Consider the following 19,930-nt stretch of genomic DNA (forward strand, 5'->3'; position numbering starts at 1 on the left):
GGTAACGTTATAAAATCACATAGGGTTCCCGATGTCCAGAAAGCTCCTTCCCGTTTCGATCACAGCCGCGTTGATGGGGGGCACGGCGATTGCCGATGTGCCGAATGTGGCAGTTGATATTGCGCCGGTGCATTCGCTTGTGGCGCGGGTCATGCAAGGCGTTGGCGAGCCGGACCTGATTATCCCGGCTGGGGCTTCGCCGCACGAATACAACCTGCGCCCATCCGAAGCTGAAGCGCTGCAAGAGGCGGATCTGGTGTTTTGGCTGGGTGAGGATCTGACGCCCTGGATGGAAAGCGCGGTGGAAACACTGGCCGAAGGTGCAACTGTTACGGCGTTGCTTGAGGCCGATGGCACCGTTCTGCTGGATTTCCGTGAAAGCGCGCTGTTTGAGGCGCATGATCACGGGGACCATGATGATCATGATGATCATGACCACGAAGACCACGCGGATGACGATCATGACGACCATGATCACGACGATCATGAAGATCACGCCAAAGACAAAGACCATGACCATGATCACGAAGATCATGCGGACTCGGATGGTCACGACGACCACGATCACGACGACCACGATGATCATGCCGACGCCAAGGATCATGATGACCATGACCATGAAGACCACGCGGGACATGATGACCATGACGATCACGACGGCCATCACCATGGCGCGCATGACCCGCACGCCTGGCTGTCGCCCGAAAACGCCGGAACTTGGTTGAACGTGATCGCGGCCCAACTGTCGGCGGCAGACCCTGACAATGCCGGTGCCTATTTCGCCAATGCGGCCGCCGGCCGGGAAGAGCTTGAGGCGCTTTCGACCGAGGTTGCACAGATGTTGGACCCCGTTCGCGGTGGCAGTTTTATCGTCTTCCACGATGCCTATCAGTACTTTGAGGATGCGTTTGATTTGCCCACCTCGGGGGCGATTTCGATTGGCGACGCAGCCGACCCCAGCCCCGCGCGGATTACCGAGATTCAGGGCAGGATCACGGAAGAGGGGATCGATTGCGTTCTGGCCGAGCCGCAATTCAACCCGGGGATCATTGAAACCGTTCTGGGCGGCACCGACGCAAATACCGGCGTCATCGACCCGCTGGGCTCGGACCTTGAACCCGGCGTGGACCTGTACCCTCAGGTCATCCGGAACATGGCAAAGACCCTGGCCGAGTGCCTTTAATTCCTGATCATCCCGGACAATGCCGAGAGAGTTGTCCGGGATATCCAAAGTTGGGGGTGACGCGGGTTAATTGTTCCCTTTCGTCAAAAGTGGCGTTGCCCCCAACAACCGGCTGAGGCCGGCTGATAACCCTGGTAAATCCTGCATTCCTACCACGTGAAGTTGTGCCCTTGATTGGCGCTACAGCGCGGCTGATAAGATTTTCTGTTGCCGAAACCGGTTTCGGAAACAAAAAATGTAGACATGGGAGCGAATCTTACAAATCGGCAATACGAAACGGCGGGTGAAAATCCGCAGTCTTCGCGCCGTGTAAAGATCGATGAACTTGCGGCCCGTCTGGGCTTGTCCAAAAGCACGGTTTCGCGGGCTTTGAACGGTTATCCGGACATTTCCGAAACCACCCGAAAGCGGGTCGAAACCATGGCGCGCAAGCTTGGGTATCGTCCGCTCAGCCACGCGCAGGCCATTCGGACCGGGCGTGTTCGTGCGCTGGCCATGGTGCTCAACACAGATGAGCCGGACGGTCACAACCCGTTCCTGCAAGAGTTTCTGGCAGGCGCATGCGAGGCGGCCAGCGGTTTCGGCTGGACCATGACGATTTCAACGGCGCATTCGGAGCAGGACACGCTCAAGGTGCTTGGCCGTCTGGTCGAGGAACACAAGGCAGACGGCTTTATCCTGCCGCGTACTGCCGTCACCGACGCGCGGGTTCGGTTCCTGCGCAATCTGGGCGTGCCGCATATCCTATACGGACGCACCGGCTATGGCGGGGCCAAAGTGCCGGATGATATTTCGTGGTTCGATATTTCGGGCGAATCCGCGATGCTGAAGTCGGTTCTGCGGCTGGCAAGCCATGGGCATACGCGCATCGGCTATGTCGGCAGCGATCCCAAGTTCAACTACAGCCATCTGCGCCGGGACGGGTATATCGAAGGGCTGCGCATCGCCGACCTGCCATTCGACCCCGATCTGATCCGTGAAGGCGCGCGAACACGCGAAGAGGGCGCGATCGAAGCGCGTGCCCTGATGGCGCTGGACCGTCCGCCAACTGCGATCATCTTTGCCACCGATCTTGCGGCATTGGGCTTCTATCCCGTTGCCGCTGAGCTTGGCTTGCAGATTGGCCGGGATGTTTCGGTGACCGGATATGACGGCGTTCCGGAGTGTCAATACGCCAACCCGGCCCTGACAACCTTCAGCGTCGATTCTCGCGCCGCGGGTGAGCGTCTGGCCACCCTGCTTATCCGTCAGATCCGGGGCGAAGCACCGGGCACACTGCGCGAGCTGGGTGAGGCGATGCTGATCGAACGGGCCTCGGACGGTCCGCCGCTCCTTGGCTCGGACGCGCTGGCAACGAAAATCAAAGAGACGACAGAAAGTAAATTGGGAGGAAACCAATCATGAAACTCACGCCGAAAGCAGCCAAGCTGATGTTAGGCTCGTCCCTGGCACTGGCGCTGACCGCGCTGTCAGTGCAGGCGGATACGATCCGCTTCTGGACCACCGAAGAACAGCCCGAGCGTCTGGCCAAGCAGCAAGAGATGGCCGATCAGTTCAAGGCCGAAACAGGCACCACGGTCGAGGTCATTCCGATCACCGAAAGCGATCTGGGCACGCGCGCAACAGCCGCGTTTGCCGCCGGGGACCTGCCCGATGTGGTCTATCACCCGCTGCAATACGCGCTGCCCTGGGCCGAGGCCGGAATTCTGGACACCGAAGCCGCAACCGAAGTGATCGAAGAACTGGGCGCAGACACGTTCGCTCCTGGCGCGTTGGGAATGGCGGCGTTTAACGATGAAACCGCATCTGTTCCGGTGGATGGATGGACCCAGATGGTGGTCTATCGCAAGGACCTGTTCGAAGGGGCCGGTTTGGATGCGCCGGACAGTTTTGCGGGCATTCAGGCCGCGCTGGAGGCTTTGCATAACCCGCCCGAGATGTATGGCTTTGTCTCGGCCACCAAGGTTGACGAGAACTTCATGAGCCAGGTGCTGGAGCATGTCTTCCTGGCCAATGGCGTCTCGCCCGTTGGCCCCGACGGCTTTCAGCCGCTGGATGAGGCCAAGACCACCGAGGTTCTGGATTTCTACAAAGCGATCTCGCAAGCGTCTCCTCCGGGTGAGCTGTATTGGAAGCAGTCGCGCGAGCTGTATTTTGACGGCAAGGCCGCGATGATCATCTGGTCGCCCTTCATTCTGGACGAACTGGCCGGTCTGCGTGACAGCGCCCCGCCGACCATCAATGACGACCCGACCTCGCGCGATCTGGCCAGCAAGACCGGCATCGTGACCAAACTGTCCGGCCCGTCGAACCCTGACGGTGCGGCTTGGGGTGACGTGCGGTACTTCGGCATCACCAACGACGCGGATACCGACGCGGCGATGGAGTTCGTGAAATTCGCGATGGACGAAGGCTATACCCAAACGCTTGCCATCGCACCCGAGGGCAAATTCCCGGTCCGTCGCGGCAACGCCGACAACCCGACCGCGTTTTCCGAGGCCTGGGCAGACCTGCCCGTGGGTGTCGACCGCAAAGCGCCGCTGGGTGAGCTGTACGAACAGGCCATGATCGACGAGATCGTCGGCGGTCTGGACGTGGCCCAGCGTTGGGGCGTGGCCGAAGGCCAACTGGCGCTGGCCTCGAAAATGGTCAACAGCCAAGCGATCAACCGCGTTGTCCGTCAATATATCGACGGCGAAATTGACGCCGCAGCTGCTGTTGCAGCCATGAACGAAGAACTCGCCAAGGTCGAGTAACGCCACCTTCCAATGGCACTGCAGCGGCGTTCGCGCCGCTGCCCCCATCCCTTCGAGGTATCCCAAATGTCTTCGGCCACCCCACCGACCGGAACCGGGGCGTTAGCCAAACGCGAGGCGCGTCTGGCCTGGACGCTGCTGGCTCCGACCGTGATCAGTGTATCGCTTGTGGTGATCCTGCCTTTGCTGGCGATCATCTGGATCAGCTTCAAGCCTTTCACACTGTCCGACCTGCGCCCACCCGCGCCTGTTGTCCGCGAAAGCCTGCGCGGATCGGGCGACGATCTGCAAATCGAATACCGCCTGCGCAACTCCAGTCAGGAGATCGCCATCGACGGCGTGACCCTCAGCGATGTGTTGCCGGACGGCGTGGCACCAATTGGCGAGGTCGCAGCGCCCTGTGCCCTGAACGGGCAAGAGTTGTTCTGCGACTTCGGAACGCTGGAAGGCGGTCAGCGCGAGCGCATCCGCATCCCTGTCTCCGTCGATGGCGACCCGGACGTGTTCGAGGATCTGGTCGAAGGGTCCGAACCGGCCACCACCGGCAGCGGGCCGAGTGTTCTGACGAATTTCGAATTCAGCCTTGAAAACTTCGCCCGCGTGTTTGATGGGTCTGAATTCTGGGGCGTGCTGTGGGTCACCCTGTTCTACACGGTCTTTGGCACCATTGGCGCATTGGTCATGGGCCTGTTCGCGGCGCTGCTGCTGAACAAGAGCTTTCGGGGGCAGGGCTTTATCCGCGGCCTATACCTGTTCCCCTATGTGGCGCCTGTCATTGCCGTGGCCTTTACTTGGGTGACGCTGTTCGATCCCTTCTCGGGCTCGGCCAATGCGCTGCTGGTGCAGATGGGCCTGACCAGTGATCCGATCAACTTCTTCGGCGAACGCCCTCTGGCCCTGATCATGGTCACGGTGTTTGAGATATGGCGCTATTTCCCGTTGTCTTTCCTGTTCATCCTCGCGCGGATGCAATCCATCGACTCCAGCATGTATGAAGCGGCGGATATGGATGGCGCTTCGCCCTTCCAGAAGTTCTGGCTGCTGAGCATACCGCAACTGCTGGGCATCCTGTCGGTCCTGTTCCTGCTGCGCTTCATCTGGACGTTCAACAAGTTCGACGACATCTTCCTGCTGACCGGCGGCAATGCGGGCACCCGCACGCTGACCGTGAATGTTTACGAGCAGGCCTTTGCGGTCTCGAATATCGGGGCGGGCGCGGCGGTGGCCGTGGTGATCCTGATGTGCCTGATCGCGTTCAGCTTTGTTTTCTTCAAATTCATCAGCCGTGAGGAGGGTTTGTGATGCGCAACGGCTTTGTCACCGGCCCCGTACTGGGCGCGCTTTGGTTGGTGGTGATTGCCACCACCATCGCGGTCACCATGTCCTTCGCAACAGGGGCGGCCTTCCGCCCACAGGTTCTGCTGAGCCTGATCTGGGGCGCGGTCGCGGGTCTGGCCTATGTCCGGTTCCCGGAACGCCATGCCCCGGCACGTCTGGGCGTGTCGGCCCTGTTGGGCCTGTCCTGCCTGACCCGCTTTGGCCCGGTTCTGATCGGATCGGACACCACCCTGCAAGCCACGCTGATCACCGTGATTTCGCTTGCGGTGGTGATGCACCTGTCGATGGCGGAAATCCTGAAAGAGCTGCCGTTCGGCGAACTCACCCGCCATGAATTCGAGGACGCGGTGATCCGGTTCTGCACCGGCTTTGGCTACATCTTTTTCACCGCCATTGTCATCATCCCATTCTACGTCATGGTGATGACCAGCCTGAAATCACAGCAGGCATTGCTGCAAAACCCGCTGGATTTCTCGGTTGATCTGTCACAGGGCTGGGCGCTGTTGCGCAGCTATACCGAGCTGTTCCGGGACTTCAACTTCGGCACCTATCTGTGGACCTCGTTCTACGTTTCGGTCCTGACGGTGTTCATCACGCTGGCCTTCAGTGTTCCGGGGGCTTACGCGGTGGCGCGGTTCCGGTTCAAAGGGCAAAAGGCGTTCTCACGCTCGATCCTGCTGATCTATATGGTGCCGATGATCGTTCTGGCGTTGCCGATCTACATCGCGTTCTCGCTGACCGGCCTGCGCAACTCGATCCTTGGCATCGTGATGATCTACCCGGTCACGACGATCCCGGTCGCGCTGTATATGCTGCAAGGCTACTTCCGGGGTCTTCCGACTGAGGTGGAAGAGGCCGGTCTGATGGATGGCCTGTCGCGTCTGGCCGTGATCTGGAAGATTACCTTGCCGCTGAGCCTGCCTGCGCTGGCATCTGTGTCGCTTTACGTCTTCATGATCGCCTGGAATGAATTCCTGCTGGCCTTCATGCTGCTGGACGATCCGTCGAAATTCACCCTGACCCGAGGGGTGACGATGCTGAACTCTTCCGAAATCCCCCGACAGCACCTGATGGCCGGTGCGGTGATTGCCACAGTCCCGATCATGGCGCTGTTCCTGGGGCTTGAACGTTTCATGACCAAGGGCCTGACTGCGGGGTCTGTCAAAGGATGACCGAAATGAACCAACATACCAACCCCGACCGCGAGGCGCGCAACATTCTGGTTGCCAATGATCGCGGCGGTTACACCATCCCCACCGAAGGGCTGTATCCCTATCAGTGGAACTGGGACAGCGCGATTGCCGCACTTGGTTTTGCCGAGTTCGACATCGACCGCGCCTGGGTCGAGCTTGAGACGTTGTTCTCGGGCCAGTGGGATGACGGCATGGTGCCGCACATCCTGTTCCACCAACAGGATGACGGCTATTTCCCGGGCCCCGATGTGTGGGGCTGCCATGGGCCGATCCCGTCCTCGGGTATCATCCAGCCGCCGATTGCCGCGACGATGGCGCGCAAAATCTGGGAACAAGACCCAGACGCGGGTGAGGCGCGCATCCGGGCGCTGTTTCCGGCCATGCTGGCCTGGCATCGCTGGATCGTGAAATGGCGTCTGGACGAGCATGACGCCGTATGCACCACCCATCCCTGGGAGGCCGGTCGCGACAATGCGCCCGACTGGGACAAGACCATGGCGCGCATGGACGCATCCGATGTTGGTGAATACCAGCGCCGCGATACAGCCCATGTGAACAGCGAGGATCGCCCGACCAAGTTCGACTATGACCGCTATATCAAACTGGTGCAGATCGGACGCGATGCCCAATGGGATCAGCAGAGATTGCTGGCGGACAACCCGTTCCGCGTGGCTGACCCGACCATGACATTCACCACATTGCGCGCCGCGCGGGATTTGCTGGCGGTCAGTGAGGCGTTGCATCTGAGTGCCGATGGTTTGGCGGATGACATAGCGCGGCTTGAGGCCGGCGCGCTGTCGCTGTGGAACGAGGATCTTGCGTCCTTCGACTCGCGCGATGCCCATTCGGGCGAATGGTCGGGCACTGTGTCTAACGCGTCCTATATGTGCTGGTTCGCGGGTGTCGACTCGGATGCCATGCTGGACCGGATCAGGACGGTGCTGAACACCGTCCCGCATCCGGTGCCAAGCTACGATCCAACCTTGCCCGGCTTCGACGCCCGCCGCTATTGGCGCGGGCCGACCTGGGCAATCATGAACATGATGATCGGCTTCGGCCTGAAAGACATGGGCCATACAGCCGAGGCAGACCACTTGCGCCGCAAAACGGCCGAGCTGATCTCGACCTTCGGGTTTGCCGAGTATTTCGATCCAACAACCGGCAGCCCCGCTGGTGGTAACGCATTCACCTGGACAGCCGCTGTCTGGCTGCACTGGGCAGGGAGGTCCTAATGGGTAGCATCGAACTTAAAGGCGTCGAAAAGTGGTTTGGAACCGCGCAGGTCATCAAAGGCATCGACTTGCAGATCGAGGAGGGCGAGTTCGTCGTGTTTGTCGGCCCGTCCGGCTGCGGCAAATCCACGCTGTTGCGCATGATCGGCGGGCTTGAAGATATCTCGCGCGGTGAGCTGTTGATCAACGGCAATGACGTCACGGATCATCCGCCCTCCAAGCGGGGCCTGACCATGGTGTTCCAGTCCTATGCGCTTTATCCGCATCTGACCGTGGCCGAGAATATGGGCTTTTCGCTCAAGGTCGCAGGGGTCGCCAAGGCCGAAATTCACGAGCAGGTCGGCAGGGCGGCCGAAGTTCTGAAACTGGAACCGTTTCTGGAACGGCGGCCCAAGGATCTGTCCGGTGGCCAGCGGCAGCGCGTTGCCATCGGGCGCTCGATCGTGCGGGATCCGACCGCGTTTCTGTTCGATGAACCGCTGTCGAACCTCGACGCCGCGTTGCGGGTCGAGATGCGGTACGAGATCGCGAAACTGCATCAGAACCTCAAACGCACGATGATCTATGTGACCCACGATCAGGTCGAAGCGATGACGCTGGCAGACCGGATCGTGGTGCTGGAATACGGCAAGATCGCTCAGGTCGGTACGCCGCGCGAATTGTATGAACGCCCGGCCAATCTGTTTGTCGCCCAGTTCATCGGCAGCCCGAAGATGAACATCATGCCCTGCACAACACGGGATGGTGCCTACCATCTGGATAATGGCGGGTCCGGCACGTTCGACCTGACGGGCGAAGCGACCCGCCTGGGCATCCGCCCCGAACATATCGAGGTGGTCGCCCCCGGTGCAGGTCAGACGGATGGCACCATCGAAGTGGTCGAGTATCTGGGTGCCGATACGTTCCTGATCGTCGATTGCGGCTTTGAAGAGAAAGTGACGGTTCGTCTGAACGGCGATACGGATCTGACCGCAGGAACCGGGATCGGGCTGCATTTCCTGCCCGAAAAACTGCGTTTCTTCGATGCGGACGGGCAGGCTGTCGAGGGTTAGTGCAACGGTATAAATCGGGTACCCCGACGCGCCGATCACCCGGCGCGTCGCTGACACTGATGTCTTGCGGTGGTTACGCATGGTGTCGCAAAGTGCAAGTTGCGCCTGTCTCTGATGAGGGTATTTGCATCATGGCCCACCCGCCGATCCTTTGGTCTTTTCGCCGCTGCCCCTACGCAATCCGGGCGCGCCTTGCGATCCTCAGCGCCGGTGTGCAGGTCGAATTGCGGGAAATCCTGTTGCGGGACAAACCCGAGGCCTTTCTGGACACATCACCATCGGCCACGGTTCCGGCCCTACGGATGAAAGACGGGGTGCTGGATGAAAGCCTTGAGGTTATGCTCTGGGCATTGAACCAGAATGACCCGGCCCGTCTATTGGACATGCCACAGGCAGGTTGGGATTTGATCGAAACCAATGACGGCCCGTTCAAAGCGGCTTTGGATCACACGAAATACGCAACGCGGTATCCGGATCTGGACCCCGCGACCGAACGTGGGAAAGCGTCAGCGCATCTCCTAAAGCTTGATGCGAAACTCACCGGACAGCGCTGGCTGTTTGGCGAGCGTCCAACGCTGGCCGATCTGGCCATTTTGCCCTTCGTGCGCCAATTCGCTTTCATCGACAAGCCGTGGTTCGACGCGCAGCCCTGGCCGAATTTGATCGGTTGGCTGAAGCGGTTTCTGGAGAGCACATCTTTCGAACAGGTTATGACAAAATACCCGACATGGTCAGAAGGGGACGCACCTGTTTGGTTTGGCTTATCGACCCAGCCAATGCCCCGGGGCGCGGGAAGCCAGGGTCTGACACGCGCCGACTGACGCCGGGGCGCTATGGCTCCTGTGCGTTACGATCCAAGGCGGAATTTGGTCGGCGTCATGCCGGTCTGGCCGCGAAAGAAACGCGTGAAGTGGGACTTGTCTGAATAACCAAGCATGAGACCGATCTCGGCAATTGTTCTCTTGTTTTCTCTAAGATGCTCTTTGGCCACATCGACACGCAGCCGTTTGACCTCGCGGGTCAAGGTTGTCCTTTGGTGCCTAAGGGCTTTCAGTAACCGCTCGGGCTGTATGCCCAACAGCCCGGCCACCACCTCTGGCCCCAGATTGGTTTCGTCCAGTTTGTCGCGCAGGACGGATCGCAAAGCAGCCACCACAGTTACTTCCTCGTGCCGCCGGGGTGAGAACTCAGCGGTGGCGGCATCTTGCGAGACATGGTGCAAAAACAACCATTCTACAGGAAAGCTGATCTGCATGCCGGGATCGGTTCCAAGACCAACCTCAATCCCCTTGTAGCCAATGGGCAGGCCATTAATGTATCTGCTTTCCCATCGCACTCGGGACGGATCCCATGACGATCCGACGACGGTCTGCAAGAGGCGCACATAGATGGCGGCGCCGAAGCCGGTCACCTGAACGGGTGGGACTGTTGGTTCCTGTTGCCTCTGGATTCGATAGATCGCCTTGTCCGCGTCAACGACAAGGCTGTGCCTTACAGAATTGGACTCGCGCGGGACAAGCCCCACGAAACGGGCGAAAAATTCGAACAGGGTATGTGTCGATTGCAGGGCCTGAGCGAACGGAGGCCACGCCTGCAGGTCAAACGTTTCCCCCACTTTCAACCCAAGATACCGATCCCCTGCCAAGTCCGCGAAGGCATTTATCAGACCATAGACCAGTTCTGAATGGACATAGACAGATGGGTCAGACAGCAGCTCAGCCTTCAATCCGACCTGATCCAGGGCGGGTTGCGGATTGATTTTGCGGTCAGTGAGATATTGCAAAAACGGAGACGCCAAAGCGAGGCGGATAAAGCCTTCGCTATGTTCCGAAATCGTGGAGTTGAAAGGCAAGCTTGTCACCCTTTGTCGGTTTGCTCAGTGGCCACTTTTACAGTCACATTCGAACATCCTAACTCGAAACTGGCAACCGGACCAAGAATTTCCGGGATACAGTTAGGAATTGGTGAATATGAAAGGGAGACCCTATGCCCGGCTTACAATTGCCCCTTCGCACAACGGTGATCTTTGCGGCGGCCCTGACACTGTCGGCGCCCGCACAGGCTCAGGACCAAGCGGAACCTCAAACGCTGTTTACCAACGTCCACGTCTTTGACGGTGTCAACGAACAGCGTATCGAGAATGCCAGTGTTCTGGTCGAAGGCAATCTGATCACGTCGGTTTCAACGGATGCTATCGATGCCCCTGATGCCATCGTGATCGACGGCGGCGGGCGCACGCTGACACCGGGCTTTATCGAGAACCACGCGCACCTGATGCTCATGGGGCCATCGATTGCTGAGATGGAAACCAACTCGACCTGGGAGGATTTCGCCATCCACGGGACCCGGATGGCCGAAATGTACCTGATGCAGGGCTTCACGACCGTTCGCGATGCCGGGGGAGCTGGTGGCGGGCTGCGGCGCGCAATAGACGCCGGCCAGATCGTCGGCCCCCGCTTTTATCCTTCCGGGGCATTTCTCGGAACACGTGGTGGTCACGCCGATTTCGCATCCTTCACATCTCCGCCGGGCGGGGTGACCAACTTTGGCACTCTGAATATGGCCCAACAGGTCAACGGTGTTGACGAAATTTACATGTATGGCCGCAACAACTTGCGCATGGGTGCCACGCAACTGAAGTTCATGCAATCAGGTGGGGTGATTTCGGCATTCGATCCATGGCAGTTGCTCGCCGGTTCGAAGGAAGAGATCGAGGCTGCTGTTCAGGTTGCCAACGAGTACGGCACCTATGTCATGGCACATTCCTACCGCAAAGAAGCGATCATCAATGCCCTGAATGCAGGGGTTAGAACCATTGAACACGGATTTCACTTTGACTGCGAAATTTCTGCTTTGATGAAAGAAAAAGGAGCGTACATCACGACGAACATCACGGCATTTGATCCGGGCCTTCTTGACGTTCCGTCCGTGAAAAACAACCCTAACAGTTTGAGGAAAGCCAAATCGGCCTCGGCGACCTTCGAAGCCTATATTCCCAGCATGAAGGAATGCCCGGCGCCGCGCGGATTCCAAACCGATTGCGTGGGCTCAGTCGAAGCGTGCAACATCCAGATCGCCTACGAGAAACATTTGAACAACCATTTCTTCGGCCCCTATGCGTCGATGGTAACCCTGACTTCGGTAGGTGGCGAGATCGCGGCACTTAGCGGTGATTTCATGAACCCCTATCCGGAAGGAAAACTGGGCGTGATCGAGGAAGGTGCCTATGCCGACATCCTGCTGATAGACGGCAACCCGCTTGAGGATTTCTCGGTCGTTGGCACCGGCGACCAGTGGTTCGGCGCAGACCCGAGGCCCGAAAGCCCTGAAACGATCCGTCTGATTATGAAAGACGGCGTGATCTACAAAAACACATTGGATTGATCGGTAGATAGACGTTGGAGAGTTTCATGCGTCAATGGCTCCAAGTTTTTACCATCGCAACGCTGGGAATGGGTTGTCATTCCGCCATGGCGGCATCCGGCACTTCGCTGGACTGGTCTGACCTGCCGGATCCGTCAACACAGATCTTTGACGACCCGTATCGCGATCTTGCCCCCGAACAGTTCGACGATGTCCTTTTCGTCGTGCGCCTGCGCGGCAGACTGCAGCAGAATGTCGGCAGCGTTGAGGAAAGACAGAAATGGCAAGAGCTGCTGACTGAAACCGAAGGCGCATTGTCGGCAGACGGAATTGATGTCGACTGGCTGCTCGATCAGCGAGAGGTTGTGACAGAACGCCGAAGAAAGGCTGGCACACAAGGAAATCCGCAATTCGATGGCCAGACAATCACACTTGCGGGCTTTGCCATTCCAGCCCCGACCGATCCTGACGGGCGATCTGTGGTTTATCTGGTTCCGGAACGTGGAATGTGCAGTCACATGCCCCCGCCGCCGCCGAACCAGATGATCCGCGTGCGGTTGAACGGAGATTGGACGCCCAGCTATTTTCATGAACCCGTGAGACTTACAGGAACGCTGACGATTGACCCTTCGGTTCAAAACATGATGGTCGTGGATGGCTTGATGCCCATGAGTGCGACTTTCCAGTTGGAGACGGATACAGTCGAAACGCTGGAGACTGAGGCAGACAGGCTGGAATGGAAACAGCGTGCCGCCGATCGCATCCGCGCGGCGGGTAATCGCAAGACGGGTGGGGCGCGCGCATCGGAATGATCAGAAGCCTGCTTGCCTTATTTTGTTTTGCTTTTGCTGGTTCAGCGATGGCGCAGGGATTATCCGGACCTTCTTCCGTTGAAGCTGATCTTGAGCCCGGAGATGGTCTGACCGACCCGCAGTACCGGTCGGATTTTCCGCGTAACATCGCTGCTGGCTGGTTCCAGTGGAAGGACAGGCTGGCTGAGGACGGGTTTCGGTTCAACATTGATTACCTGGCGTTGGGCCAAATAACGAATGCCGATCCGGGAACCGGCGAAGCGGCCAGTGGAATCGCGCGTATCTATGGCAGTTGGCAGGCGACGGAACGGGGTTCGCTGACGTTCAAGATCGAAGATCGGCACCGTTACACGGATGTTGTCCCGCAGTTTCTTGGCTTGGATGGCGGCGCACGCGCGATTACGGGAACAGCATTCAACGACAACGGTTTGCTGTTGACCAACCTGTTCTGGACCCAAAGGGCCAGAGATGGCTCTTGGACATTGCAAATCGGGCAAATCGACGTGACGGACTTTGTGGATATCTACGGGCTGGTCAGCCCTTATAGTGGGTTCCAGAACCTGTCCTTCAACACCAACCCGACCATTAACACGCCCAATCAAGGTCTTGGCGTTGCCGGTGGGATAAAGCTCAGCAAAAACGTCTATGCCGTCGCCAGTGTCTCTGACGCAAACGCCGACCCGTCTGATCCAAATTTTGATGTGTTCAGCGATGGCAAACTCTTCAAATCACTCGAACTTGGCTACACCTCTGGCTTTGATCGCATCTATTTCGACAATATCCACCTGACCCTCTGGCATGCGGATGCAGCCGACGATGGCAGCCGTCCGGAGGACTATGGCGCCGCGTTCTCCGCGGCCTGGTTTATCGACAACAGATGGATGCCATTCTTTCGGGCCGGGGCCTCAAAAGGGACGGCCGCGCTTTATGACCGGTCGGTCTCGGCCGGTTTGGGCTATTACGGTCGCAATACCGATCTGGCCGGGCTTGGCCTGAATTGGGCCGAGGCAAGAGGCATAGACGGCACACAGTTCACGCTTGAGGCATTCTATCGCTTTTCAATCTCACCCGGGCTGCAGATCACTCCATCGCTGCAGTTCATTTCCAACCCGCTCGATAACCCCGATCAGGACAGCATCACGCTGATAGGTCTACGAACCCGGATCGTTTTCTGATGCGGGTCTCATGCAGCATCTGTCTTGGATTTCTATCTGGAGGTACCGCAATGAAGACTCTGTTGACCGCAAGCATAGTCGCTTTTGCTTTTGCTGGCGCATTGCACGCAAGCGAAGAAAGCAAGACATGGGACGCATCAGATGAAGCGAAGCAATTTGTTCAGGACACAATCGTGCTTGGCATGTTGGCCAGCCCTTACGGGACCGGTTGGACCGAGTATGAGCAGCTGCACACTTACTTCACACGGGCCCGGGAAAACGGCATCACGGGGCATGAGATGACGCTCGCTGCGGCGGATATGTCCTTTGAGACTTTTCTTGAACAGCATTACCATTTCCGCGCGGCGATGGCGCAGCAACCGGAAAACTACCTGATCGTGAACGAAACCCGCGATATTGAAGCCGCCCATATTCAAGGAAAGACGGCGGTCATCTGGAACAGCCAAACGGCCACGATTCTGGACGGCGATCTAAAGAAGATGGCCCTGCTCAAGGATATGGGGATCAAGAGTATGATCCTGGCCTACAACGACATCTTCTGAACCGGATCAGGGCAATTGGCGGCCTATAACGGGCGCGACATCGGGCTGACCCCTTGGGGGAAGTCTGTCATTGATGAAATGGTGCGGTTCGGTATCCTGCTGGACCTCAGCCACACTGGTTCCAAAACAGCTAATGACGCCATGGATTACATGGATGAGACCTACCCCGGTGTACCCTATGTTTACACGCATTCAGTCCCTGCCGGTCTTTATGCGACCGAACCCAATGCCACGCCGCGCGGGTGTTATCGGGCGATTCCCGATGATGAGGCGCTGCGCGCGGCCAAATCGGGGGGATATGTTTCTCCGACATTCACCGAATGGATGATGGACGGTGTCTGGCCCGAGGATATCTCTCCCAAACAAGCCGCTGATATGATCGACTACTACGTTCAACTTGTGGGCGTCGACCATGTCGGGATCGCAACGGATGACATGTTCTCGCTCGAACTGGTCGTGGAGTTCGCGACTGCAAACGCGAGCATGTACGATGACGGAGGGTACATGATCGATGCCTTCAACAAAGGGGCGACCGGCAACGGCGAACTTGCCAAAATACTGGCCGCGATTACCGATGATCTTTGGGCGCGTGGCTATTCCAACGAAGACCTTGCAAAGATCTATGGCGGCAACAAGATGCGGGTCTACGCGCAAGTCTGGGAAGGCAAACCGCCCGAGCAGTTTCTGAAGGAATACCCCGAGCGTTTGCGCCTCAGGCAAGAGCTTCGTGATGGGTTCTATTCGCGATAGAAACGCAAGCGTGTGCATGAAGCTGGTCGACTAGGCGTGGCCAATTCATTTTGGGCAAGTTGGCCCGGCTCTCAGCCTTTCAACGCATCGACAGCCGTTTTCAGCCGCGTGTTCGCCCACAGGTTAGCTGCCGCCGCGGAACGGATATCAGAGTTGAACAAACCCATCGGACCCATCACCGCGGGCCGGAACCCGCGCGCAGAAACCGGCGAGGTGACTGTCAGGCAATCCACTGGTGCAGTGCTGGGATGGGGATGGTGGGTGATGAGAGACTCGAACTCCCGACATCTTCGGTGTAAACGAAGCGCTCTACCAACTGAGCTAATCACCCGTGACGGTGCATGTAGCCAAGCCTGCGGGCGGGCGCAAGAGGGTGGGGTGGAATTTCTTGAATAGATTTGTTTCACCGGGAACGGTGGGAGGACCGCACGCCCAATGCCTGGGCCTTTGGCCAAAAACGTTGTCCGATCGAAGTTTTTTCTACCTTATCCAAAGTGCGTCAGGAAACGCGCTTGCGTGGTCCATGCAGCCTCCGATATTCCCAAACAGGATGGTAACTTTCCAGTCGGGAGTTTTAATGGCCCTTTCAATGGCCCGCCGAACAGTTTTTGCCTCTATGGTTCTGATCGCAGTTCTGCTGGCTCCGATACGGGCTGGGGCAGAGGGGATATTGGTATTCGCTGCAGCCAGCCTGAAAACCGCGCTGGATGAGATTGCGTTGGACTACACGCAGCAGACGGGCGTGGATGTGATCGTGTCATATGCGGCCTCGTCGGTCTTGGCGCGCCAGATTCAATTGGGTGCGCCGGCGGATGTGTTTATTTCCGCAAACCGGGATTGGATGGACGCGCTGCAAGGGGGCGGATGGATCGACCCTAAATCGCGGGTGGATCTGTTGGCAAATGGGCTGGTTCTGATTGGACCGGCGGACCGGGCGTCGGATGGACAGCTTGCCCCCGGATATGATCTCTCGGGTCAACTGGCGGGCGGTTATCTGGCTATGGCTTTGGTGGACGCGGTGCCTGCGGGCATTTACGGCAAAGAGGCGTTGCGGACTCTTGGCTTGTGGGATGCGGTGCAGGGGCAGGTGGCGCAATCGGACAATGTCCGCGCGGCGCTGGCTTTGGTTGCAACCGGCGCAGCCCCGCTGGGGGTTGTCTACCGATCTGATGCTATCGCTGAAACGCGTGTCGGCGTTGTGGGCACGATACCGTCCGAGGCGCATCAGCCGATTGTCTACCCTGCTGCTTTGACCGGTGCTGCCAACAAAGACGCCGCGGGGTTTCTGGATTATTTACAGACCAAGGACGCTGAGGTCGTGTTTCTGAACCAGGGCTTTGCCCTGCCGGGCGAGTGACGCAGATGGAGTGGTTGGGTCCGGCAGAGTTGGAGGCGTTGAAGCTGTCATTGCGCGTGTCTTTCTGGGCGACGCTGGCAACTTTGCCCTTCGGCATATTTGTGGCCTACGCGCTGGCGCGCTGGCGGTTTCCGGGTCGTCAGGTCCTGAACGGGTTGGTGCATTTGCCGCTGATCCTGCCGCCTGTCGTCACTGGATACCTGTTGTTGCTGACCTTCGGCATTCAAGGCCCGATGGGCCGGTTTCTGGCCGAGTTTGGAATTGTCGTCGCGTTTCGCTGGACCGGGGCGGCTTTGGCCGCAGGGATCATGGCCTTTCCACTGATGGTCCGCGCCATTCGCCTGTCGATCGAAGCTGTGGACCCACGGCTGGAACAGGCCGGGTCAACGCTTGGGGCCTCGCGTCTGATGGTATTCGCGACTGTAACTCTGCCGATGATCCTGCCGGGGATCATCGCGGGCTCGATCCTCGCGTTCGCCAAAGCGATGGGAGAGTTCGGGGCAACCATCACCTTTGTGTCCAACATTCCGGGGCAGACCCAGACCTTGCCCTCGGCCGTATACGCCTTCCTGCAGGTTCCGGGCGGTGAGGCCGCTGCGACCAGATTGGTGATCATTTCGATCATCATCGCCATGTCTGCGCTGCTGCTCTCGGAATATGTAGGGCGGCGCGCCGCTGCCCGGGTGGCCGGGACATGAGCCTTTCTGTTCGCCTGCAACACAGCCTGCCGGGGATCGATCTGGATCTGACCTTTGACGCGCCGCCGGGGGTGACGGTTCTGTTCGGACGCTCCGGGTCGGGCAAAACCACGGTGGTCAACGCCGTCGCCGGGTTGCTGCGGCCACAGGCCGGTCGGGTCGCCGTGGATGATTGGGTTTTGTTCGACACCGATCACCAGAACTGGCTGCCCCCGCACAAACGGCGTCTGGGCTATATCTTTCAAGAGGGGCGCCTGTTCCCGCACCTGACCGTGCGCCAGAACCTTGCCTATGGCCGCTGGTTTGCGCCGCGCAAGGCAAAGCGGGAAAACCCCGACAAGGTCATCGAGATGCTGGGCATCGGTCATCTGCTGGATCGCCGTCCGGCCATGCTGTCGGGCGGTGAGAAACAGCGCGTTGCCATCGGTCGGGCCTTGCTGGCCAGCCCGCGCCTGATCCTTGCGGACGAGCCTCTGGCCGCGTTGGATGACGCGCGAAAGGCTGAGATCCTTCCCTATTTCGAACGCCTGCGCGATGAAGTGTCGGTCCCGATCCTTTATGTTACCCATTCGGCGGCCGAGGTTGCGCGTCTTGCGACGTCGGTGGTCGCGCTGCAGGACGGCAAGGTGGCGCGTCACGGTCCGGCGTCCGAGGTTCTGTCCGACCCGTCCGTCGCCCCTGCCGGTATTCGCGCCGTGGGGGCCGTGCTGCAGGTGCGGGTGCGGGAACATCATTCTGACGGTTTGACCGAGTTGGATGCCGGTGGCGAGCGGTTGTTCCTGCCGCGCATCGCGCATCAGGTCGGGGAAACCCTGCGCATTCGTATCCCCGCGCAAGAGGTTATTCTGTCCAGCAACCCGCCCGAGGGTCTGTCGGCCCTGAATGTGCTGAGCGGGCAGGTGGATTCGATCCGCGCGGGTGATGGGCCGGGGGCGATTGTGTCGGTAAAAACGCCAGCGGGCATTGTTCTGGCGCGGGTCACGCGACGCTCGGTCTCGGCGTTGGGTCTGCAACCCGGCGTGGCGTGCCATACGGTGATCAAAACCGTTGCGCTGGCACCGCAGGATGTTGGCGGGCGGATCTTGCAGGACAAATGACAGGGGGTCCTCTGACCGCTTTACTCATGCTGCACGACATCTATGTTATTGACAGAGAACGGAGTTCATTCAGGGTGTTTTGCCTATGAGACTTTTATCAGCTCTTTTGGTCACAGGCGGGATGGTTATGCCCGATTTGGCGCAAGCTGTCGGATTTGGCCTGAGCGTTCAGCCCCAGTACCGGACCGAGATCACTCAGGTCGGTGAGGGAACCTACAGCGTCAAAGCCATCGGTTCGTCCGCCCCTGTGAACTATTGGTGTGGCATTGGCGATTTTGCGATCCGTTCGCTGGGCGTGCCGAACAACCAGCGGATTTACATCTCGAAAGCCTATGAGCCGGGTGTGCGGACGGTTGAGTTCTCGCTGACCCCGCCGCCTGGTGCGGATACGAACCCCGGATACTCGATCACCGTCAAACGGGTGGGCGAGAATATGTCGGCATCCTCGGCGCAGAACTACTGCTATGACAACTTCATAGATTTCGGGTTCTGAGCTTTAGATCCATTTCGCCAGAGGCGGCAGGCTCATAAGCACGGCATCCGGGTCATGCCCGGTCTCCAGACCGAATTTCGTGCCTCGGTCATAGACCAGATTGTATTCGGCGTAGAGGCCGCGATGCACCAGTTGCGTCTCTTTATCGGCGTCCGAGAATGACTGCACCCGGCGCTTTTCAACCAGCGGCAGGAAGGCAGGCAGAAAGGCTTTGCCGATGTCCTGCGTCAGGGCGAAATCGGCCTGCCAGTCGCCAGTGCAGTAATCATCCATGAAGATACCGCCAACGCCGCGGGCGCGTTTGCGGTGGGGGATGTAGAAATATTCGTCGGCCCAGTCTTTCAGTCGCGGGTAATGGCCGGGGCCGTGCGGGTCCAGATGGGCCTTTTGCGTCGCGTGGAAATGGGCCGTGTCCTCATCATACTCAATGCAGGGGTTCAGGTCCGATCCACCGCCGAACCACCAGGCGTGCGGGGTCCAGAACATGCGCGTGTTCATATGCACCGCCGGGACATGCGGGTTCTGCATATGCGCCACCAGACTGATGCCCGACGCCCAGAACCTCGGGTCTTCGGTCATTCCGGGGATACCCTTGCGCGCCGCCATTGCCTGCTGCGCGCGTTCGCCCAGCGTGCCAAAGACGGTCGAGACATTGACCCCGACCTTTTCAAACACACGCCCACCGCGCATCACCGACATCAGACCGCCGCCTGCGTCCGAGCCATCCTCGGAGTGGCGGGTGGTTTCCTTGACCTCGAACCGACCCGGTCGGGCGTCCGAGAACGGGCCTGTGTCGTGGCTGTCTTCCAGCGCTTCAAAGGCGGCAACAATGTCATCGCGCAGTTGACGGAACCAGGCAGAGGCAGTGGTTTTTTCTGTATCGAACATG

The 19,930-nt window shown here is 58.9% G+C and carries 17 protein-coding genes, 1 tRNA gene and 1 pseudogene; 16 read left to right on the forward strand and 3 right to left on the reverse strand.

The annotated features are described in order from the left end of the window. The first annotated feature begins 31 nt into the window (after positions 1–31). The 8 genes from ACR0KJ_RS17590 to ACR0KJ_RS17625 all read left to right on the forward strand — a co-directional run bounded on the left by ACR0KJ_RS17590 (position 32) and on the right by ACR0KJ_RS17625 (position 9,575). Positions 32–1,183 (forward strand): zinc ABC transporter substrate-binding protein, encoded by a 1,152-nt coding sequence (locus ACR0KJ_RS17590; RefSeq protein ID WP_480627290.1) that lies wholly within the window; start codon positions 32–34, stop codon positions 1,181–1,183. Between the two features lie 243 nt (positions 1,184–1,426). Next, positions 1,427–2,587 carry a LacI family DNA-binding transcriptional regulator gene (locus ACR0KJ_RS17595; RefSeq protein ID WP_480627291.1) on the forward strand — a complete coding sequence of 387 codons (1,161 nt, stop codon included), beginning with the start codon at positions 1,427–1,429 and terminating at the stop codon, positions 2,585–2,587. After that, positions 2,584–3,939, forward strand: a complete 1,356-nt coding sequence (locus ACR0KJ_RS17600; protein ID WP_170455467.1) for an extracellular solute-binding protein — start codon at positions 2,584–2,586, stop codon at positions 3,937–3,939. The genes ACR0KJ_RS17595 and ACR0KJ_RS17600 overlap by 4 nt, the downstream gene beginning before the upstream one ends. Positions 3,940–4,005: 66 nt before the next feature. Beyond that, positions 4,006–5,241: a carbohydrate ABC transporter permease gene (locus ACR0KJ_RS17605; RefSeq protein WP_170522410.1), complete on the forward strand. Its 1,236-nt coding sequence runs from the start codon at positions 4,006–4,008 to the stop codon at positions 5,239–5,241. Further along, entirely contained in the window at positions 5,241–6,449 is a 1,209-nt protein-coding gene (locus ACR0KJ_RS17610; protein ID WP_480627292.1) for a carbohydrate ABC transporter permease, read from the forward strand. Before ACR0KJ_RS17605 ends, ACR0KJ_RS17610 begins: the two co-directional genes overlap by 1 nt. A 5-nt stretch (positions 6,450–6,454) precedes the next feature. After that, entirely contained in the window at positions 6,455–7,702 is a 1,248-nt protein-coding gene (locus ACR0KJ_RS17615) for an MGH1-like glycoside hydrolase domain-containing protein (RefSeq protein ID WP_480627293.1), read from the forward strand. Next, complete coding sequence (locus ACR0KJ_RS17620; RefSeq protein WP_480627294.1) at positions 7,702–8,754, forward strand: ABC transporter ATP-binding protein; 1,053 nt, start codon at positions 7,702–7,704, stop codon at positions 8,752–8,754. The genes ACR0KJ_RS17615 and ACR0KJ_RS17620 overlap by 1 nt, the downstream gene beginning before the upstream one ends. 131 nt (positions 8,755–8,885) lie before the next feature. Continuing rightward, complete coding sequence (locus ACR0KJ_RS17625) at positions 8,886–9,575, forward strand: glutathione S-transferase (RefSeq protein ID WP_480627295.1); 690 nt, start codon at positions 8,886–8,888, stop codon at positions 9,573–9,575. Between the two features lie 26 nt (positions 9,576–9,601). Here the strand turns inward: ACR0KJ_RS17625 and ACR0KJ_RS17630 are convergent, their stop codons facing one another. Further along, entirely contained in the window at positions 9,602–10,606 is a 1,005-nt protein-coding gene (locus tag ACR0KJ_RS17630) for a helix-turn-helix domain-containing protein (RefSeq protein WP_480627296.1), read from the reverse strand. 134 nt (positions 10,607–10,740) lie between these two features. Here ACR0KJ_RS17630 and ACR0KJ_RS17635 point away from each other — a divergent pair, with 134 nt between their 5' ends. The 4 genes and pseudogenes from ACR0KJ_RS17635 (at position 10,741) to ACR0KJ_RS17650 (ending at position 15,396) form a co-directional block, all read left to right on the forward strand. Continuing rightward, positions 10,741–12,138 carry an amidohydrolase family protein gene (locus ACR0KJ_RS17635; protein WP_170522420.1) on the forward strand — a complete coding sequence of 466 codons (1,398 nt, stop codon included), beginning with the start codon at positions 10,741–10,743 and terminating at the stop codon, positions 12,136–12,138. Between the two features lie 26 nt (positions 12,139–12,164). Beyond that, complete coding sequence (locus ACR0KJ_RS17640) at positions 12,165–12,929, forward strand: DUF3299 domain-containing protein (RefSeq protein ID WP_480627297.1); 765 nt, start codon at positions 12,165–12,167, stop codon at positions 12,927–12,929. A 47-nt stretch (positions 12,930–12,976) separates the two neighbouring features. Further along, positions 12,977–14,104: a carbohydrate porin gene (locus ACR0KJ_RS17645; RefSeq protein WP_480627298.1), complete on the forward strand. Its 1,128-nt coding sequence runs from the start codon at positions 12,977–12,979 to the stop codon at positions 14,102–14,104. A gap of 182 nt (positions 14,105–14,286) precedes the next feature. Then, positions 14,287–15,396, forward strand: a pseudogene (locus ACR0KJ_RS17650) (dipeptidase). Between the two features lie 255 nt (positions 15,397–15,651). Here ACR0KJ_RS17650 and ACR0KJ_RS17655 read toward each other — a convergent pair. Beyond that, positions 15,652–15,727, reverse strand: a tRNA-Val gene (locus ACR0KJ_RS17655). 246 nt (positions 15,728–15,973) lie between these two features. Here ACR0KJ_RS17655 and modA point away from each other — a divergent pair. From modA to ACR0KJ_RS17675, 4 genes are all read left to right on the forward strand, one after another. After that, complete coding sequence (modA, locus tag ACR0KJ_RS17660; RefSeq protein WP_170455445.1) at positions 15,974–16,753, forward strand: molybdate ABC transporter substrate-binding protein; 780 nt, start codon at positions 15,974–15,976, stop codon at positions 16,751–16,753. 5 nt (positions 16,754–16,758) lie between these two features. Then, positions 16,759–17,451 (forward strand): molybdate ABC transporter permease subunit, encoded by a 693-nt coding sequence (gene modB, locus ACR0KJ_RS17665; RefSeq protein ID WP_170455694.1) that lies wholly within the window; start codon positions 16,759–16,761, stop codon positions 17,449–17,451. Beyond that, positions 17,448–18,548 (forward strand): molybdenum ABC transporter ATP-binding protein, encoded by a 1,101-nt coding sequence (gene modC, locus ACR0KJ_RS17670; protein WP_170455443.1) that lies wholly within the window; start codon positions 17,448–17,450, stop codon positions 18,546–18,548. Before modB ends, modC begins: the two co-directional genes overlap by 4 nt. A gap of 85 nt (positions 18,549–18,633) precedes the next feature. Next, positions 18,634–19,041, forward strand: coding sequence for a hypothetical protein (locus tag ACR0KJ_RS17675; RefSeq protein WP_170455441.1), 408 nt, complete (start codon positions 18,634–18,636; stop codon positions 19,039–19,041). A 3-nt stretch (positions 19,042–19,044) separates the two neighbouring features. Here the strand turns inward: ACR0KJ_RS17675 and hemF are convergent, their stop codons facing one another. Beyond that, the gene (hemF, locus tag ACR0KJ_RS17680; protein WP_170455439.1) at positions 19,045–19,929 is read right to left on the reverse strand and encodes an oxygen-dependent coproporphyrinogen oxidase; all 885 of its coding nucleotides are present in this window, start codon (positions 19,927–19,929) and stop codon (positions 19,045–19,047) included. Position 19,930: the final 1 nt, after the last annotated feature.

Source organism: Ruegeria sp. AD6 (assembly GCF_056542325.1).

What these genes read in the sequence shown, in the direction of transcription:
- ACR0KJ_RS17625 (WP_480627295.1), top strand. Translation starts at nt 8,886, where the DNA reads ATGGCCCACCCGCCGATCCTTTGGTCTTTTCGCCGCTGCCCCTACGCA.
- ACR0KJ_RS17610 (WP_480627292.1), top strand. Translation starts at nt 5,241, where the DNA reads ATGCGCAACGGCTTTGTCACCGGCCCCGTACTGGGCGCGCTTTGGTTG.
- modB (WP_170455694.1), top strand. Translation starts at nt 16,759, where the DNA reads ATGGAGTGGTTGGGTCCGGCAGAGTTGGAGGCGTTGAAGCTGTCATTG.
- modA (WP_170455445.1), top strand. Translation starts at nt 15,974, where the DNA reads ATGGCCCTTTCAATGGCCCGCCGAACAGTTTTTGCCTCTATGGTTCTG.
- ACR0KJ_RS17600 (WP_170455467.1), top strand. Translation starts at nt 2,584, where the DNA reads ATGAAACTCACGCCGAAAGCAGCCAAGCTGATGTTAGGCTCGTCCCTG.
- ACR0KJ_RS17590 (WP_480627290.1), top strand. Translation starts at nt 32, where the DNA reads ATGTCCAGAAAGCTCCTTCCCGTTTCGATCACAGCCGCGTTGATGGGG.
- modC (WP_170455443.1), top strand. Translation starts at nt 17,448, where the DNA reads ATGAGCCTTTCTGTTCGCCTGCAACACAGCCTGCCGGGGATCGATCTG.
- ACR0KJ_RS17595 (WP_480627291.1), top strand. Translation starts at nt 1,427, where the DNA reads ATGGGAGCGAATCTTACAAATCGGCAATACGAAACGGCGGGTGAAAAT.
- ACR0KJ_RS17635 (WP_170522420.1), top strand. Translation starts at nt 10,741, where the DNA reads ATGCCCGGCTTACAATTGCCCCTTCGCACAACGGTGATCTTTGCGGCG.
- ACR0KJ_RS17605 (WP_170522410.1), top strand. Translation starts at nt 4,006, where the DNA reads ATGTCTTCGGCCACCCCACCGACCGGAACCGGGGCGTTAGCCAAACGC.
- ACR0KJ_RS17640 (WP_480627297.1), top strand. Translation starts at nt 12,165, where the DNA reads ATGCGTCAATGGCTCCAAGTTTTTACCATCGCAACGCTGGGAATGGGT.
- ACR0KJ_RS17615 (WP_480627293.1), top strand. Translation starts at nt 6,455, where the DNA reads ATGAACCAACATACCAACCCCGACCGCGAGGCGCGCAACATTCTGGTT.
- ACR0KJ_RS17645 (WP_480627298.1), top strand. Translation starts at nt 12,977, where the DNA reads ATGGCGCAGGGATTATCCGGACCTTCTTCCGTTGAAGCTGATCTTGAG.
- ACR0KJ_RS17620 (WP_480627294.1), top strand. Translation starts at nt 7,702, where the DNA reads ATGGGTAGCATCGAACTTAAAGGCGTCGAAAAGTGGTTTGGAACCGCG.
- ACR0KJ_RS17675 (WP_170455441.1), top strand. Translation starts at nt 18,634, where the DNA reads ATGAGACTTTTATCAGCTCTTTTGGTCACAGGCGGGATGGTTATGCCC.
- hemF (WP_170455439.1), bottom strand. Translation starts at nt 19,929, where the DNA reads ATGTTCGATACAGAAAAAACCACTGCCTCTGCCTGGTTCCGTCAACTG.